The organism is Enterococcus sp. DIV0756, assembly GCF_051710745.1.
GTDB lineage: Bacteria > Bacillota > Bacilli > Lactobacillales > Enterococcaceae > Enterococcus_A.
The window spans coordinates 1,575,810-1,593,625 of sequence record NZ_JBIOLF010000001.1 but is presented as its reverse complement, the minus strand read 5'-3'; the positions used below and the strand labels follow the sequence as shown (position 1 = coordinate 1,593,625).

At 38.6% G+C, this 17,816-nt stretch carries 18 protein-coding genes; 4 read left to right on the top strand and 14 right to left on the bottom strand.

The window, feature by feature from the left end; translation table 11 throughout:
* Window positions 1-13 precede the first annotated feature (13 nt).
* The 3 genes from IGI44_RS07730 to IGI44_RS07720 all read right to left on the bottom strand — a co-directional run bounded on the left by IGI44_RS07730 (window position 14) and on the right by IGI44_RS07720 (window position 2,309).
* Entirely contained in the window at window positions 14-484 is a 471-nt protein-coding gene (locus tag IGI44_RS07730; RefSeq protein WP_016180090.1) for a PTS sugar transporter subunit IIB, read from the bottom strand.
* Window positions 481-900 (bottom strand): PTS sugar transporter subunit IIA, encoded by a 420-nt coding sequence (locus tag IGI44_RS07725; RefSeq protein WP_438787198.1) that lies wholly within the window; start codon window positions 898-900, stop codon window positions 481-483. Before IGI44_RS07725 ends, IGI44_RS07730 begins: the two co-directional genes overlap by 4 nt.
* 425 nt (window positions 901-1,325) lie before the next feature.
* The gene (locus IGI44_RS07720; protein ID WP_438787197.1) at window positions 1,326-2,309 is read right to left on the bottom strand and encodes a sugar isomerase; all 984 of its coding nucleotides are present in this window, start codon (window positions 2,307-2,309) and stop codon (window positions 1,326-1,328) included.
* A gap of 166 nt (window positions 2,310-2,475) precedes the next feature.
* Between IGI44_RS07720 and IGI44_RS07715 the strand changes: the two genes are divergently transcribed.
* Complete coding sequence (locus IGI44_RS07715; RefSeq protein ID WP_438787196.1) at window positions 2,476-3,183, top strand: GntR family transcriptional regulator; 708 nt, start codon at window positions 2,476-2,478, stop codon at window positions 3,181-3,183.
* 70 nt (window positions 3,184-3,253) lie between these two features.
* On the opposite strand, the gene IGI44_RS07710 is transcribed toward IGI44_RS07715, so the two are convergent.
* The 4 genes from IGI44_RS07710 to IGI44_RS07695 all read right to left on the bottom strand — a co-directional run bounded on the left by IGI44_RS07710 (window position 3,254) and on the right by IGI44_RS07695 (window position 6,396).
* Window positions 3,254-4,603 carry an MATE family efflux transporter gene (locus IGI44_RS07710; protein ID WP_438787195.1) on the bottom strand — a complete coding sequence of 450 codons (1,350 nt, stop codon included), beginning with the start codon at window positions 4,601-4,603 and terminating at the stop codon, window positions 3,254-3,256.
* 369 nt (window positions 4,604-4,972) lie between these two features.
* On the bottom strand, window positions 4,973-5,356 hold the full coding sequence (locus IGI44_RS07705; protein ID WP_438787194.1) for an FMN-binding protein: 384 nt from the start codon (window positions 5,354-5,356) through the stop codon (window positions 4,973-4,975).
* 31 nt (window positions 5,357-5,387) lie between these two features.
* Entirely contained in the window at window positions 5,388-5,894 is a 507-nt protein-coding gene (locus tag IGI44_RS07700) for a flavodoxin domain-containing protein (protein WP_438787193.1), read from the bottom strand.
* Window position 5,895: 1 nt separating this feature from the next.
* Window positions 5,896-6,396, bottom strand: coding sequence for a MarR family winged helix-turn-helix transcriptional regulator (locus IGI44_RS07695; protein WP_438787192.1), 501 nt, complete (start codon window positions 6,394-6,396; stop codon window positions 5,896-5,898).
* 262 nt (window positions 6,397-6,658) lie between these two features.
* Here IGI44_RS07695 and IGI44_RS07690 point away from each other — a divergent pair, with 262 nt between their 5' ends.
* Window positions 6,659-7,423: a DeoR/GlpR family DNA-binding transcription regulator gene (locus tag IGI44_RS07690; RefSeq protein ID WP_438787191.1), complete on the top strand. Its 765-nt coding sequence runs from the start codon at window positions 6,659-6,661 to the stop codon at window positions 7,421-7,423.
* A 14-nt stretch (window positions 7,424-7,437) separates the two neighbouring features.
* Window positions 7,438-8,781 carry a DUF1576 domain-containing protein gene (locus IGI44_RS07685; RefSeq protein WP_438787190.1) on the top strand — a complete coding sequence of 448 codons (1,344 nt, stop codon included), beginning with the start codon at window positions 7,438-7,440 and terminating at the stop codon, window positions 8,779-8,781.
* A gap of 62 nt (window positions 8,782-8,843) precedes the next feature.
* Here IGI44_RS07685 and IGI44_RS07680 read toward each other — a convergent pair whose 3' ends face one another.
* The 4 genes from IGI44_RS07680 to IGI44_RS07665 form a co-directional block, all read right to left on the bottom strand.
* Entirely contained in the window at window positions 8,844-11,444 is a 2,601-nt protein-coding gene (locus tag IGI44_RS07680) for an ABC transporter permease (RefSeq protein ID WP_438787189.1), read from the bottom strand.
* A gap of 10 nt (window positions 11,445-11,454) precedes the next feature.
* Window positions 11,455-12,117 carry an ABC transporter ATP-binding protein gene (locus IGI44_RS07675; RefSeq protein WP_438787188.1) on the bottom strand — a complete coding sequence of 221 codons (663 nt, stop codon included), beginning with the start codon at window positions 12,115-12,117 and terminating at the stop codon, window positions 11,455-11,457.
* A 106-nt stretch (window positions 12,118-12,223) separates the two neighbouring features.
* Window positions 12,224-13,129 carry a sensor histidine kinase gene (locus tag IGI44_RS07670; protein WP_438787187.1) on the bottom strand — a complete coding sequence of 302 codons (906 nt, stop codon included), beginning with the start codon at window positions 13,127-13,129 and terminating at the stop codon, window positions 12,224-12,226.
* Window positions 13,130-13,133: 4 nt separating this feature from the next.
* Entirely contained in the window at window positions 13,134-13,799 is a 666-nt protein-coding gene (locus IGI44_RS07665) for a response regulator transcription factor (RefSeq protein WP_438787186.1), read from the bottom strand.
* Window positions 13,800-13,981: 182 nt separating this feature from the next.
* Here IGI44_RS07665 and IGI44_RS07660 point away from each other — a divergent pair, with 182 nt between their 5' ends.
* The gene (locus IGI44_RS07660; protein ID WP_438787185.1) at window positions 13,982-14,254 is read left to right on the top strand and encodes a hypothetical protein; all 273 of its coding nucleotides are present in this window, start codon (window positions 13,982-13,984) and stop codon (window positions 14,252-14,254) included.
* Between the two features lie 55 nt (window positions 14,255-14,309).
* On the opposite strand, the gene recQ is transcribed toward IGI44_RS07660, so the two are convergent.
* The 3 genes from recQ to IGI44_RS07645 all read right to left on the bottom strand — a co-directional run bounded on the left by recQ (window position 14,310) and on the right by IGI44_RS07645 (window position 17,512).
* Entirely contained in the window at window positions 14,310-16,061 is a 1,752-nt protein-coding gene (gene recQ / locus IGI44_RS07655; protein WP_438787184.1) for a DNA helicase RecQ, read from the bottom strand.
* Between the two features lie 337 nt (window positions 16,062-16,398).
* Window positions 16,399-17,079 (bottom strand): DUF2922 family protein, encoded by a 681-nt coding sequence (locus tag IGI44_RS07650; protein ID WP_438787183.1) that lies wholly within the window; start codon window positions 17,077-17,079, stop codon window positions 16,399-16,401.
* Window positions 17,080-17,131: 52 nt separating this feature from the next.
* Window positions 17,132-17,512, bottom strand: a complete 381-nt coding sequence (locus tag IGI44_RS07645) for a hypothetical protein (RefSeq protein WP_438787182.1) — start codon at window positions 17,510-17,512, stop codon at window positions 17,132-17,134.
* Window positions 17,513-17,816 lie beyond the last annotated feature (304 nt).

Sequence of the window (17,816 nt, the reverse complement as noted above, 5' to 3'; positions counted from 1 at the left end):
TAAAGCCCTCCTTTTAAATTAATTTATTTAAATCCTCTGATTTAGAGGTTGGTATCTGCTGCATATACTGCTTGACTCCCATCTCCTTCAATTTTTTCGCTTCCATCTGCTCTTCCTCATTCAAGAAAATCGCACTGCCAAATTGCTTGCCGTCATTGGTTTTGGGTATCCCGCCATAATTGATTTCCTTGATCTTCGGATAAGCTTCGCAAAATGCCAGTGTCTCCTTAGTGTTTCCAAAAATCAGCATGATGTTTTCTTTCAGTGTTTCCACCTTCGCCATTTTTGAGAGAGCTTCCTCAACTGTAAAAATATTCAGCTTCACTCCGGTGGGCTTGGCTAAATTCAAGGACATCTTTTTGAATTCATCTGTCGCTGCTTCATTATTAATTACGATAATGCGGTTGATCCCTTGTGATTTGGTCCAAGAAAAAACCACTTGGCCATGTAATAACCGATAGTCAATTCGTACTAGTTTAATCATAAATCGTCACCTCCTACATTTATTTTTGCTGTTAATAACTGCTTGCAGTCGATCATTCCCTGACGACTTTCCTCGAGTATCAGGTTCATTTGATCTGGGTTGATCTTTCCAGATTGTGTCGCGATGGAGATTACAAGCGGTAAATTCATTCCCGCGAATAAATGTACTTCTGGATGCTCTCGCTGAATTGCTAGCAGATCATTATTTACGCTACCTCCGAAAATGTCCGTTAAAAGATAGACATTGTCATACCCAATTTTTTCCAGTAAGCGTTCTACCTGCTGCTTGATTGGCTCGTCTTCATCACGAAAAGCGGATAAAGCGAAAATGTTGCCTTCATCACCGATGATCATCGACGCTGTTTGTTTTAATCCCTGTGAAAATTCTCCGTGACTCGCTAAAATAATCTTGTTCATTCCCTATCCTCCTCGTTCATATTAATGAATTAACTTTTCACGGAAAAATTAATTCGATTCGAATGTCGACTATCATTCAATTAAGCTGCTCTTTTCAAAGATTTCTTCAATCTTTATAAAGTGCGCTTTCTCTTAGTAAATCGACATCCTTGTAATGTTCTCACTTTTATATAAGCAATTGGTGTGCCAACTTTAGTTGTAACGAATAAAGGTTGTTCTATCAAGGCTAGTTAATCCTTTTCAACACTTCTTTCCAATTTCAATAAATTGTGTGATTAGAGTGTTGAAGCTCTTTTTTAGAGAATTTTTGAACAAGAAGATTTTGAGGAGGTTGATAATGAGCATGGCTTATTCTACTTTTATTACTATTTATATAGTAGCATTTAAAAAGCTCAGTGAATGTCATTGATTCACTGAGCCTCTTTCTAGTTGTATGGTGCCTTCCACATATAAGTCCGTTGAGTGTAATCTTTTTTTATTTGGTAAGCGAGTTCTCGCATAAAGACATTGTTCAATATTGGTGAAAAGATCAAGTGATTGAAATGCTCTGAGATTTTTGAGTCAATTTGACTTAATCCTAGATCCTGTGAGTCTAGTACGAACACTTTCTTTCCGCCAAACTCTTGTAAAAAGCGAGCCGCTCGTTCATCATTTGGTCGACTGCCGCCTTCTCCAATTAAAAGAAAAACAGAGGTTTCTTCATCAATCACTTCGAAAGGTCCATGGAAAAAATCACAGCTGTTGACTGTTGGGGAATCAATTTGCAGCATCTCCATAATGTTACAAATAGAGAAAATGTAGGCAGCACCAAAAGCAGCACCACTACCCATAACATGAATGGACTTAGAATCACGGTTTTGCAGCGCCCACTTAATTGCCTTTGTTCGAATATCCTTAACCGCTTGTTTGTATAGAGCATCGACTTTTTCAAAAGCTTCAATGGCCAAGTCCATATGCTGATAGCCTTCCACAACATCCATCACGGTCATAGCCAGCCTCAATCCAAAGGCGGCATTGGTTTTTGAAAAATCACTTTCATCAATAGCGACGGAATCGTAATTAATTTTGTAGTCGCAAACTTCCGTCAAGTCAGATTCATCAATATACAACGCAATTGTTGCTGCACCGAGACTTTTAGCCACTTTTGCTGCTTCAATCGTTTCTGGTGTTCCTCGCATAGAGCAAACAATAGCCAAGGTCGTTTCATTCACAAAGGCGGGTGGCGCTTTAACAAACTCATTACTGGTGATATTTTTCGAACGCAGCGTCGTGGATTCCTGATCCAAGAAATAATGACCAGGATAAAAACCACCATAACTTCCCCCTGCCGCTAACCAAATCACCTGTTGGATACCTCCGCTGGACTGCTTCTCTGCATGAATCGTCTGTATCATTTCTTTGATTTCCATACTTTTTCTTCCTTTCATTCTCAAAATACTTTTACGTCTATTGATATGATGAGTTTAATACAAGTTAAAATACATGTCAATACGTGTATAGAACCAATTTTAAAACTTGTACTATAGTTGAACTATTAAAAATTTTTGTTTATAATTGAGAAAAGGCGGTGTAGCAATGGTTCGAAAGATAATTGATGAACATAAACCACTCTATTTGCAGATTAAAGCAGCCATCCTTCAACAAATTAAGGAAAAGGAGTTGGTTGCAGGAGACAAGCTCCTCTCTGAAGCGCAATTTCAAAAGAGCTTTCAAGTCAGTCGAATTACGGTTCGAAAGGCCATTGATGAATTGGTGGAAGAAGGCTATTTAACTCGCCTTCAAGGAAAAGGAACCTTTGTAAAGCATCAGAATCAGGGTATACAAAAAAGCCTCTCTCTGACTCAGGTTTGTCTTGATCAAGGAAAAAAACTTACTTCAGATGTACTTGCAGTGAAAGAAACGATTGTCCCTGCAGATTTTATTCCCCTTTTTAACTCAGATAAAAGTATCATGATCGAGCGTCTTCGTAAGGTCGATGGGGTGGCAATCATGCTGGAGAAAAATTATTTACCTACGGAATTTACTTTTTTATATGAATGTGACCTTTCCGGATCCCTCTATGAAGTGCTGGCGGAGCATGAAATAGCACCCAAAGTTAAAGGAATGAACCAAGTGGCTATCAAACAATTAACGGATCAGCAAGCAGCAGTGTTCAATGTTCAAAGCGGTCTATCAGTGATTCAGCATAAGGGAACCGTCTACGATACGAAAAATCAACTGGTGCTAGCTTCCGAAGAACTTGTTCGTGTGGATCTACCGGATCTGTTTAAGTATTATTTGTAGCCCACGTGATTCTATGATCAACAAAATAGCGTATCTGTTTCTGACCAGCTGAAGCAGACACGCTATTTTGTTAAATTAGTTTTCGTTCCTGCCACTTCCTACTGAAAAAGTACAGCATTCCAATACATGCCGGAACAATTGGTGATAGTGCTTGTGCCCAGTAAATCCCTGTAACACCAAACGCTAGCAGTGTTCCTAAAAGCCAGCACAGCGGTAAACGAATGACCAACGTGTCTAACAGTGCGTTAATCATGCCAAGATTGGCAAATCCAACCCCGACTGCAAAAGAGTCAAAGTTGTACATTGTGGCATAAAACAAACTATTCCAACAACAGCAAATTCTCAAATATACTACGCCGGCCTTTAAGACTGCTTGATTTTCTGGATCAAATAAGCGAATTAGCGGTTCAGCAAATACTTGAATGAACAAAATTGCTACTAAAGAAACAAGAATGCTTGCGATGAAACCACTCTGGACGATTTTTTTCGTTCGCTCTAAAAGCCTCGCCCCCATATTTTGACCAACCATTGTCGTTACTGCTTGACCGATTGCCCAACACGGCATGCCGGCAAAGGTATTGATCTTCAAACCGATTCCCGCTGCTGCCGCAATGACTACTCCGTACTTATTGATCATGACTGCAATCAGTAAATACGAAATATTGACTACGGTCATTTGGATCGCTGTTGGCAAACTCACCTTTAGCAGTTTTGACAAAACGGTTTTTTCAAGCTTAAAACTTGATAGTTGAAATTCAAAAATAAATTTTTTTCTTCTTAAATAAAGAATCGCACTAAAGAAAGAAATGGCTTGCGAAACTATCGTCGCATACGCCGCTCCAACAGTCCCTAAACGACATACGCCTACCAGAAAATAATCTAGCAAGACATTTATTCCCGCTGCAATCATGACAAAATATAAAGGACTTCGTGAATCGCCGAAGCCTCGCAAAATCGAGCAGGTGGCATTATAACCGAACACAAAAATAGTTCCGATAAAAATCACCAGCATGTAATCACAGGCGTCTTGATAGGCCGCCTTTGGAACATTCATCCAGGTTAGGATCTGCTTATAAAAGAAAAGACCTGCGCAGGTGATTAAGATCGCAACAACTGCCGTCATTGTATAAATTGTGCCAATTGTCTTTTTTTGTCCAAGCTCATCCCTCGCCCCTCGATATTGAGCAATCAGCACGGTACCTCCCATCGTAATCCCCATGCAAATCGCATTGACAATAAAAACTAAGGAGGATGCATTACTAATTGCTGCTACGCCCGTACTTCCAACGATCCTTCCAACCACTAGCATATCGGCAATATTATAGAGCGACTGCAATAAATTAGCTAAAAAAAGTGGAATCGCAAAACGAATTAATTGTTTTGTGACACTGCCTGTTGTTAAATCATGAAATTTACTCATGTTCTCATCCCTTTTTATTTTTTAAAAAGAAAAGAAGGTCACCGATGACATGACCTTCTTTTACGCACACGAAAATGCAAAAAAAGACCATTGACAAAAACACTGTCAATGGCCTTGTAAAATCTTGCAGACATCTTGAATAAACCAGAAATTAGCTAATTTCTGATCACTCTAGTTGACTGATGAAGATTTATTTCTATTAGGCTCCGTACAATGTTTCATCGTATTCGATTGTGCGGAGCAACTTTCAATGCACACTTTATTGTAAATGATATAGAACATATCAATCGACTGCTTTCCTATTTGATAGGTCCATTATATCTAGTAAAAGAACCAAATTCAATAAGGATAAAAAAGGATGGGTAAAAATTAATTTTCTTGTGACAATGCGTTTTCGACAGCCTTCGTAATTGTGACACTGCTTTGGGTCGCACCGCTAATTGCGTCAACCTTCAAACTCTGTTTCTTCATGATTTGATCAATAATTTTCTCGCCCTTCTTTCCCAAGCCGGTCATATGATCGTTAATCTCAATATCGATAATTTTTCCATTTTCAACCTGCACGTTGACCTTTGCTGAAACTGGTTTGATTTGTGCTTCACCCAGATAGTCACCATCTGCTACTTGAGAAATCGGCACCTCATTGATGTCAACCTTTTTTAACGTACGTTTCGTCCAAAAATCAGCGCCTACTTTTACACAAAGCACAAGTAAAATGACAACAACGAAAATGATCATTATTCGTTTTCCCATGACCCCACCAATCCCTTCTGTCTTATAACAGTTACCCAATCTTTTCTAATTCTGACAAATCAATACAATCGACACTTCCCTCATCCACTGCTTGTTCAATAGCTTTTTCAATTTCCATTTTTTCCTGAAGAGATTTCTTTTTGCTGCTTTTACTAATCATTTTTAGAATGATTTTTTCCGGCATATTTAACTGCTGCTTGATTAGTCGCCCTCTTAGATGGTAAAAGCTCGCCTGAGGAAACACCTTGGAAACACCTTCACGAATTTCAGCTAATTTTTCCTGATCCTCGACTGCTGTCAAACCGACAGAAAGGATTGTCAAACGATTGTTACCAGTTAGTTTCTTTTTCAGCTCTTCTAAACCTAATACTTTTCCAGCATAGACACTACCAAAATAATAAACTTCGTCTGCCTTTGCCAGCTCCTCTGAAGAAGCCTGTTCCTGCTTAATAATTTGATACTTGTTCTTTTGCGCAAAGGTCTTTGCGTACAATTCAGAACTCCCTCTTTTTGTTGCATAAATCACCATCGTGCTCATACTAATTCCCTCCTTGTTTTTTAACCGCTAACTCCTCTAGTTTGTCGACACCTGTGTACAATCTCATTAATAGGATAAAGAAATGCGTTAATTCTTCATCAGTATAGCCTTCAAAAATTGAGTAAAGGGCCTCGTCATGAAGCTTTGCGACTGACTGAAAATACCGTTCCCCTTTTTCTGTCAGGCACAAATCCGTCCTTCGTTTGTCTTTTCTATTTCGACTGATCGTGATGAGTTGTTTCCTTTCCAAGGCAACCGCCAGCTTTTTAACATTTTGTCTTGAACAGCCCAGCAGCTCACCGCAGCTAGTCAAATCCAACACTTTTTCTGGCACCTGCTTGATCATGATAAGCACCATGAATTGCTTCACTGTTATAACTGGATCTACTTTGTCGAAGGATGTCTGCAGGCGATTGCCCAAAATGAATAAACTAGCAAAAATCGCTCGCTGTTGATTATCACGCCCACTTTTGTAGGCTTCCGTTAAACTTTCAATGTTCATGTACAACACCTCGATAACTTCAAAAATGAGTAACTTGTTACCTATATTTTAGCGGAAAAATATTGTTACAGCTATAGGTCTTAAGTCTTAAATTCTTTACTTAGCCTTTCTAGCTTTAACCACATCAGATTCTATATGATTGAATGATTTTTTTATGATTTTTTATATCTTTTTGTCAGCAAAAAATGTATAATAAACTCATATAAAACCGCTTTCTTTTTATTAGCTCCCTATTTAAAGGTTTTATATAGGAGGCACTTTAATGAAAAATTCAATCATGAACATCGATAAACGTCACAAAGATATTTTAGATATTCTGGAAAAGAAGGAACACATGACTACTTTGGAACTAGCTGAAGCTTTAGATGTCTCCTTAAGTACGATCAGGCGCGACTTACATTTACTGGAAGAAAAAAACGATATTATTCGCAAATTTGGCTACTGCATGTTTAATTATGAAAACAAACCTGATGACGATCATTCAGGGCCCATTCGTATTAAACAGGCACTCGCGCAAGAGGCTAGTAAATTTATTCACGATTGTGACACGATCTTTATTAATGCCAGCTCTACTGCATTAAAAACGATCGATTTTATCCATATCGATCATTTAACAGTCATAACCAATAACTTAAAAATCAATTATTCCCCACACCATGCCAATTACAATTACGTCCTGACAGGTGGAGAAATGCGCTATCCAAAAGAAGCATTAGTTGGCGATGTCGCTATCAACACCTTATCTGTCATCAATGCGGATGTCTGCGTTGTGGGCTGCAGTGGCATAGATTTAGAAAATGGGGTTACAACCAAGACTATGAGCGAAGCGACGATTAACGAGATAATGATCAAACGCGCGACCAGATGTAAGATTCTTGTGGCTGATCATCGTAAAGTCGGAGTAACCTCGAAGGTCAAAATGTGTGATATCTCCGCCTTTGATTATTTCATTACCGATCAATTCAGTTCAGAAGAACTGTTAGAAGAGATTCGAAAAATGGGTGTAACAGTCGTTCAAGTCAACTAAAGGAGTGTGAAGTATTGGGAAAAACAAAACACGTACTACTCTCGACAAACATCATCTTTATTTTTTTGCTTTCCTATGGATTAGCGATTACGTTGTCTGCATTTTTTCTCGCTAGTCCGAATGATCTAACTATAGGAATGCTGAAGATTATACAATCCCCCAGTAATTTAATTACTGATTATGTTCATATTGCCGGTGTTGGTCCGGCGTTTTTAAACAGCGGGCTATTAACCTTAAGTAGCCTTTTCCTTTTACGGAAGCACAAACACCATTTTTGCTCTTTGACTGTTTCAGTCATCATGATGCTTTCCGGTTTTTCTTTTTTTGGGAAAAACATCGTCAACTCAGCACCGATTATTTTAGGGTGTTTGCTGTATCTGCGAATTCATCATTCTGGCAGACAGGATTTATTGGTCATGGGGCTTTTGAGCACGTGCCTTTCGCCAATCGTTAGCACGATCTATTGTGCACCGGATCATTTTTTTATTTCGAATACGTTCATAGCTCTGGTAGCAGGGTTAGTTATCGGCTACACGATTCTGCCGATCTTCGAATTTTTGAAAGTCCACACAAAAGAGTTAAATCTTTATAACATGGGCTTTTCCGCTGGTTTTATTGGGGTTATCGGAAACTTGACCACGAGAAATGTTTTAGCGATAAAAATCGTGCCTCATGCGCTTTCCTTTGATCACCACTACGCGTTACTTTCCTTTTTAGTTGCTTTATTTACTGTGCCGTTTCTTATCTTCCTGTCCTTTTATAGAAGGAACATCGCTCGTTCTAAGTATTTACTTTTGGATCTAAAAAAAATCGCCCGTTTTTCACTTTATGGCTACCTGGCTGTGCTCTTTACTCTAATCCTAAAAGTCCCTTTAAGTGGAATCCTAGTGGGAGCTATTTTGACTTTCGCTGGTTTTAGTATGTACAATTTCAAATTTCGCTACTTCTTTTTCCCTGCACTTGGTGTGTTCCTCACTGCGCTATTCTTCTATCAAGACGCCGCGACAACGAATAACATCGTGATTATGCTTTTTGCCAGCACACTTTCACCGATGACGCGTAAATATGGGTTAGTAACAGGCACCCTTTCTGGTGGAATTTTTTCACTGATAACTCGTAACACGCATTATGTAACCGCTGGAATCAATTTGTATAATTGCGGCTTTGCTGGAGGCATTACTGTATTATTAATGGATTTCGTTCGTTTGCAATTTTATAAGCACAACAAAATCAAAACCTATTTTCAAACTTGGCATCTTCGAATCATTGAGATTGAGAAAAAATTGATTACTAGATTTCTAGTATTTTCTCAAACCTTCATTTTTAAGATTACAACTATGAAGAATGATCAATGGTAGAGTAAAATTCGTTTTCATAAAGAACAAACCTGTCTTCGATGGATTCCGAAGACAGGTCTTTTTCACTCTAGCCTATTAAATTCTTCAATAATGTTACTACTCCGAAGTCCTCTAGCTAAATGGATACTGATCAAGTAACACAAGCCAAAAATACAAAAGCTGAGTCCGATCACCGGCAGTACAGGATACTCAAACCTCATCCCTAACAAATAGATTTGAGAATAATCGTATTGAAGCTTTGTGATTATGAGGGATACCGCCGTTGAGATAATGATTGAAATGAAGACAAACAAAGTGCTCTCAAAAGTTATCATTTTCTCTAACTCTTTATAAGATAAACCGAACGCTTTAAATAGATAAAGTTCTCGTTTCCGCGTTTCGATGCGATACGTCAAATTATTGGTTAGATTAATGATGACTAACAATAGAACAACAAGTGCTATCCCAAAAACATAGACAATTTCTTTCCGATATATGGAATACAGCTGTTCCTTTTCATCAATCAGACTTCTGGCAGTGACCTGCTGATTTCTCACAGCCAATCGGATGAGCTGTTCTTCAATCGACTCCTTCTGGACGTTGGTTAGCTCAGCATTTGCATGGACATTCATTGTTTCATAGGTGTAACTAGAAACCATTTTTTGATAAGCTTGGTCACTCATTATTATTAACGGATACCCCTGTTCTACTAATGACACTTCTTGCATATAAGGATAATAGGCGATTGCAACGATCGTCATTTTCTTTTGCGAATAGTCTGTCTGATTGTCCGTCATTTTCCAATAGTCTTCGCTTTTAGTGGCAAAATCTGAAACATACTTCACTGTAAGAGCTTGCCCCAGCTGATAGTCCATCAGCTGTTCCCCGTTTTTAAAATAACCTACCGATCCTTTTGATTGTCCAGAAATACTGGTTGTTGGCATCGCAAGAATTACTTCATTTTCACTCAGATTTTCAGGATCAAAATCACCAGTCTTCAAATATTTTTTTAACTTCTTTAGAGCATTTGAATTATAGCCTTTTAATTTTGTATGATAAACCGACTTCCCCTGAAGCTTGCCGGTCAAAGAAAAGCCATAATTTCGTAAAACGATCTCGTCTTTTTCCTTCAAAAATTGCTCATTGCGATCAACACCAGAATCAATAACTTTAACTGGTAAAGCACTTTGTGTCTCTATTTCCTTTATCCCTTTAATCTTCTCAATCTTTGAAAAGACCTCCGGCTTGATACCTAAACGAGTATCCAGATCCTCATAAGTAGTCAGTAAATAGTCGCTATTGTAAAAACTCGTAGTTTTTCTAATGTGCTGATTTTCTTTTGCTAAAATTGCTTGATAAAACAAACCAATAAATAACGTTGAAGCTAGAATTAAGGATAAAACTATAAAGAGAGAGGTTTTTATATCTCTAAAAACATATTTTAGCCCTAACTGCTGATAGATTGTCGGTTTTTTAGGGGCGTCTGTTAATCGGAAGAAACGCACATCTAATTGTTCTTTGGTCTCATTACCAAAGATGGTGGCTGTTACTGATCCAGCATTTACCGTATTCGCACCGAGATAGCCCACCATTAAAATTGTCAAGAAGAAACAAAAAAGGCAAATAGCAATCGGAAAAATCGGAACTATCAAATCAAAAGGATCCGTCTTGCCCCAGAAATAAATTTTGATATTTTGATCCTTAGAAAGAAAAGTGACAAGAAAAGAACAGCCATAGCCTGCGATGATTCCAATGGGTAAACAGACTAGGGTCAGGCCGCTAAGTTCCATAAGAATCATTTTCCTTATTTGTTTTTTGGTTAATCCTAATGCACGTAAAATACCGAATTGATCTTTTCTTACCATTAAAGCAATTCGATGAATTCCAAAAATGACAATTGCACAAATAGCAATCATCAGTGCCCCCATCTGAACATCCAGCAGCAGTAAATCTTTTGGGTTCTCTTTCCAAACATTCTTTCTAATTTGCTTATCCCTCAGACTTAATTGCTGTTTTATTTTCGCTAATTTCTGTTTATGGCTGCCTTCATCGAACGTGATTGCAGCCGTTAAATCCTTGTCATGATCGTTTTTCGTATCCAACCCAGTATACAGGGTGACCACTGCGGCTCTTTTATGAAAAGCCTGATCGCTGATGATTCCAACCAGTTTAAATTTTTCCGTCACTATCTTATTTGTAGCATTATCATAGCTAACCGGCACAACTACTTCCTGATCAAGAATCGGATTGATCCCTAGATTCAACAAGGCCCATTTTTCCGCAACAATTTCTTTGGTTTTTTTAGGCATTCTTCCTTTTAGTAGTTTCGCTACCGCAAGTATTTCCTCGGAATTTGATGCACGCAGTATTCCTCTTTGAGAATCTTTTGTTTGAATATTTCCCAACTGCTTTCCAATGCCTAAGTGTTTGATTTCAGAATGTTGCTTTAGCAACTGTATCTGTTCAGCATCCAAGCCGTTAATTTCATAATCAATTGCCGTGTAGATAAACAAATTTTGTTTGGCAATCACGCGATGATTCGTGTGCAAGAGGGTGAAAATACTGAAAATCAATGTGATTGATAGCACCAGACTTAAGATAAGTGCGAAGGAATTTTTTCGATAGTCTTTTACAAAACGGATTGTTAGCCCTAATAGCGTATTTTTCGTTTCAATTTTATCCATCACACACCTCCTATATTAAGATGCCATCTTCCATTCGAATGATTCGATCAGCCAGTTGAGCAACTTCCTCATCATGGGTAATGATCACCATCGTCTGTTTAAATTTCTTACTGGTAATTCTTAGTAACCCAAGTACATCCTGTCCGGTTTTAGAATCCAAGTTCCCCGTCGGCTCATCTGCAAAGATAATCACTGGTTTGGTCGCTAATGCTCTGGCTATTGCGACGCGTTGCTGCTGCCCTCCTGATAACTCATTGGGATGACTATTTACCTTATCCGTTAGTCGTAAAAGAGTGATCAGCTCCGATATATACTCCTTATTAATCTTTTTCTTATCTAATAAAATCGGAACAACGATATTTTCCCACACCGTCAACATAGGAACTAAATTGTATTTCTGAAACACAAAGCCGATATTTCTTCTGCGAAAAATTGTCAAAGCTTCATCATTCAACTTTTCGATATTCTTGCCATGAACCTTCACTTCCCCCTTTGTTGGTTGATCCAAGCCACCAAGAATATGCAGCAACGTGGATTTCCCACTGCCACTAGTTCCTACAATCGCTAAAAATTCCCCACGTTTGATCGTTAAATTGATTCCTCTTAGTGCTTGTACTTTTACATCGCCTTGACCATAGTTTTTTTCAACTCCGATTGTTTGTATAATTTCCATTTCTACTCACCTCCAAGAAAAAAGTTTGCATCGTATCTCTACAATCCAAACTATAGCAAATAACTATCTCTAAGTTGTCTCTCAAAAGTATCAGTTTTGAGAGATTCTATTCTGTCGGAAGATACAGGGAAAAGGAACTGCCTTGTCCCATTTCCGAAGTCAATTTAATATAACCGCTCTGAGCTTCAATAATTTGTCGCGCAAGATACAGCCCCACACCAATACCTGGCAGATCCGCAACATCTTCACTGCGGTAAAATCGCTGGAAAATTCTGTTTTGATCCTTTTCAGAAATGCCGTTGCCTTCATCCTGAACACTGATTTTAGTAAACATAGGTGTGCTTTCAACTGTCATTTGGATGTTACTGCCAGCGGGGCTATATTTAATCGCATTATCTAAAATATTAGACAACGCCTCGCTCGTCCATTTTCGATCATAAATAGCAGATTCATTCGATTCTTTTATCGTTAAAGTAATTGCTTTTTCCAAGAGGTTGGTTTGAAATTGTTTCTTTACTAGGGCAAGCAATGGAGCTACCGACTGTTTCTTTACCACCGGGACGATTGTTCCAATTTCAAGTCGTGACATTTTTACTAGTGCTTTAATCAGAAAATCTAATTTTTTTGATTGTTGAGAAATCAACTTGATCTCGCGAGTTTCTTGGTGATCCTTTTCCTCTAATAATTGGGCGTACAATAGGATATTAGCAATAGGTGTCACACATTGATGGGAGATATCAGAAATTAATGTTTGGATCACCTGCTTCTGCTCAGTAAGATTCTCAGCGGTCACAAGTGTACTCGATAAATAATTATATAGATCATTTTCCAATGATGATCGTTGGGACTCTTCGTAATTGGTTAATTTTAAATTGCCGCTTGCTGCTGCAGCGATCATTTCCTGAAGCGAATCAATCACCTTTTTTTGCTTTCGTCTAAATAGAATCAAACAAATGGTGCCGCTGCAAACAGCGCCAAACAAAAATACTAAAATTGTTATTCTCCAATCCATTCCGTCACCTCCAACTATAACCAATCCCGTAAACTGTTTTTATGTATTTAGGGTGACTTGGATCATCACCGATTTTTTTCCGCAGACGTTGAATAACCACCGTCAACGCGTGCTCATCCACAAATTCACTGTCGCCAGACCAAACCTTATCTATTAAGTAACCACGCTTCAATGTTGCTCCTTGATTATTTAATAGCAAGTAAAGCAAACGTTGTTCTGTTTTGCTTAATTCAATTAAATTTCCAGAGACGTGAAACACCATCTTATCAAAATCAAATACGAAGTGATCAATGACAAACTTCCGTTGCGGCGTGATCTGTCTTAACTGAACAGCCACGCGAGCACGAAGAATCATTAAGCTAAAGGGCTTCGCGAGGTAGTCATTCGCCCCAGCCTCCAGTCCAAGGATGATATCCGATTCTAAATTATTTGCTGTAATGATAATAATTGGTACTTTGATCGTTTGCCGAATTTCTTTTAGAAAAACCATTCCGTGACCATCAGGAAGATTTAAATCCAATAGCAGCAAATCGATCGTAAAATCATTTAAAATCTGTTTTGCTTCACTAATTTTTTTGCACTGATAGAAAATCTTATCCCCCTGATCCAAGGCCAATTTGATCCCATCATTTAAGTCAGTATCATCTTCTAAAATCAGTATTCTTTTCATTTTTGCCTCCTAAACAAGCGCTTACTGCTTCAACTAATATTATACGGGCAAGTCAGCAGATAAAGAAGTTTATTTTTTTTTGAAAAATAATAAGAAATTTTTTATTAACTTTCGGAATACTATTTTTTAACACATCAATCACTGTTAAAATAGATGCTATACACTAAGAAAAGGAGACTACTATGCGAGGAACAGTTTCAACTGACCAACGTGTTTACCACTATGAATCACCTTTTTTAAAACAAGGAGAGCATGGGCTGACGCTTAGCCAATTGCGGGCTCAATTTATTAAAGAACTGCTGAATAATCCGCGAGCAAAATATGTGACAGAAAACTACGCCTTAGAAAAGGAGCAGCGTCGCATCAATGTCTGGAAAAAAGATGGAAAGACGCTTTCTGAGGATGAATTGTCGCGAATCGACACAATCATCCCACGAATATTTGAAACAAATTAATACTCACTGAAAAAAACACGCTCTCAGCCAAAGTGAGAACGTGTTTTTATACTGCCTAGTTTTCTTTTTTCAAAAGCGCTAAAAATTGCTCGCCATAATTATCCAGCTTGCTTTTACCGACCCCTTTGATCTGTAAAAATTCTAGAGAAGTTTGCGGCTGCTTTTCTGCTAGCTCCATCAAGGTTTTATCCGAAAAAATCACATATGGCGGTAGATTTTTTTCTTGGGCTAGTTGAGAACGTAAGCTTCGCATCTCTTCAAAAAGTGCGTCGTCTGCGACCAATTGTTTCACCGGTGCCTGTTTACGATAAACCTCCTGTTTGCCTAAAAGAACCGAAATTCCTTGTTCAGATACAGTTAGTAGCGGATATTGTCCTTCGGAAGGCACTAAATAGTGCTCAGCAGTCAAATAATCAATCAAGCCAGACACTTCTTTTTGCGAATACTCCTTCATCAATCCATAGGTTGGCAGCTGTTCAAAGCGCCATTGCTTAATTTTTTGATCGTTCGAGCCGGTTAAAACTTTGGCAACCAGCGCCTTTCCAAATTTTTCTCCCATCCGCTTCACACATGACAAAACCTTTTGTGTATCGGTAGTAATATTGACCAACTCTCTGTCATCCAAACAGTTGCTGCATTTTCCACAATCCGGCTGATCCTCACCGAAATAGTTTAAAATATAGCGCTGCAAACACATTTGAGTATGCCCATATTGATTCATCTCTCGCAATTTCGTGTATTCATTTTGTTGATACGAGCTTTCTGACTGAGATTGTTCAATAAAGAATTTCTGAATCTGAAGATCTTGCGGCGCATATAATAAGACAGCCTCACTTGGCAATCCATCACGACCAGCACGACCGGCTTCTTGATAATAAGATTCCAAGTTCCCTGGAATTTGCGCGTGAATCACAAAGCGGACATTGCTTTTATTGATTCCCATGCCAAAAGCATTGGTGGCTATCATCACTTCCACGCGATCAAATAGAAAATCCTCCTGATTCTGCAAACGCTCGACGTCGTTCAAACCACCATGGTATTTACCCACAGAAAATTGCTGATGCTTCAATAAATGATACAAACGCTCCACCTCTTTACGGGTAGAAGCATAAATAATACCTGATTGCCCCTGATTTAACTTTAAATACTCCGTCAAATACAAATCTTTTTGATCCTTGACCACTTGAAACGCCAAATTTTCTCGCGCAAAACCTGTTTTGATTTCATTATCTTTTGAAATATGTAGTAGGTTTGAAATATCATCTGCGACTTGTGGAGTTGCAGTCGCAGTCAACGCAATGACTGTCGGCTGTTGGTCAAAATTTTGAATCGTTTCTGCTAATTTTAAATAGCTTGGACGAAAATCATGTCCCCACTGAGAAATACAATGAGCTTCATCGACTGCTAAAAGTTCGATCGGAACATAACGCAACAACTCGCGAAAATCAGCAGATTCTAAGCGCTCTGGTGCAACATATAGCAATTTAATCTCACCGCGGGCAGCTTTTCGTACACGTTCATTCATCTCAAGATTCGACAAGGTACTATTAATAAATGCAGCAGGGATGCCCACTTCATTCAAACTATCAACCTGATCCTTCATTAAGGAAATCAAAGGAGAAATGACCAAAGTTAATCCATCTAGAACTAAAGCAGGCAATTGATAACAAATCGACTTTCCACCACCAGTAGGCATAATCCCTAAAACGTTCTGCTTTTGTAGAACCTTTTGAATGATTTCCTCCTGCCCACTCCTAAATTCTGTATAACCAAATTTTTCTGCTAATAAAGCTTTCATTCGTTCCATGTATGTACCCTTTCTGATTGAATTGGTATCAAAACCAATAACGAAATTTATTTAGTAAAACACGATCTTAAACCTTTCTTCTTGGAATTTATCTAGCCAAGTAAAAGAGAGAGAAAATCGGAAACGAAGACCATTTAATCAGTATACTCAAATGATTCTAGCGTAGCAAGTTGAGATGAGAAGCTACTTATTATTGATCAAAAATTATTTACCAAGACAAATAGCCCGCCGTTAAAGCGGGCAAAAATCGATTCTGCTCTGACCGAGCACTCAAATTAAATTGAATAAACCGACTCATCCCAACGTTGGATTTTTTTAATGAACCGGCTATACTCAGCTACTCTCGTTTGCGCATACGATTCAGCAGCCGTTTGCGTTGCTTCTTAGGTTTTTCCGGCGGCGATTCTTTGTTTGCGGAGGCGCTTGCTTCTTCTGCTTCCTCCTCATATTTCGCGGTAATGATCAGCTTGGCTGGTGTCGCTTGTTCATCTACCGCCAGGTCCTCCACGGAAACACCTGCTGGCAGACAGGCAGTAATCATCATCATTGCCTGGCTTTCACTAATATCCTGTGGTTCAACACCCACTGGCAGCTGGATGGTTTTGATCAACCAGCCCGGTTTCGGATGCGCTTCGGTAATCGTAAAGTCTTCAGGAAAGCGGATTTGTCCTGTATTTTTGACAGACTTCGGCTGTGGTTCTTCCTTTACAGGCGATGATTCCACAACTGGTTCTGCCTCAGCTGGCTCCAGCATAACAGTCATTGGATCATCAACTGGGCTCTCGTTCTCTTCTCGATCATCAAATAGCGTTTGGACTTCTTGCACGATGATTCTTGCATGTAAGACTTTTTTGAACAAAGCCACCCCGTCTTTTTCAAACAAGTTCAGTTTGGTTAATTTGGTTAAGGCTGCTTTGATTTGATCCGCAGTTTTTGTCGGATCAAAATGCTTTAATTTTAAATGATGGGACTTGCCATTTTCATCAGCAAATTCCGCATCCAACGTAATCGTTTTCATAAATAGGTTCCATCCTTTTCGTTTTATTTGTTCTTTCTATCTAGAATCAGAGTCATGATTCTGCCACACCCTCCACAAGTTGATTGGTTTGTGTATGAAACTCTTCAGATTCTTCAGCAACATAAGTTTGTGCTGGAAATAATTTCGCGTTTAGTAATTGCCAATCTTTCTTTCCGAAGTAATCGGTAAAATAAATATAGTAGCGCCGCATGGCAGCTGTCGATCGGGTTTTCAAGAAAATATGGTTAACTAATCCACTCAAGATATGAGTAAATTCTGCTTCGCAAAGGTCCGCCCGCACTTGGAGCGCAATCAACAGTTCGATGGTGGCCGATCCATCTTTGGTCTCATGATAAAACTTGCGAATCCGTTTTTCGACGGTTTGCCGTGACAACGTAAATAGTTTTTGATTGGTAATGCCATAATCGTTCATCCATTCTCTCCTTTCCTTTGGAATAATTCTTTGTTGAGATATCTACACCAACAACATACGCCTATCCGGCGGTGTTATACAAACCAAAAAATTTATTTTTTCTCAAACATAACAAATGTTATATGCCGAAATACCGTTATGAAGATTTTTATAAATATTTGAAATAACAGAAAAGCAATTTGAACTTTTTGTTTTTATTCCAAAAAACAAGAAAAAAGCCCATCGATTGATGGACTTTTGATAAAAATGATGCACTTGAAACGCAGCGTTTGGTTATGCTAAAAACTGATTGTTTTTAGCGTAA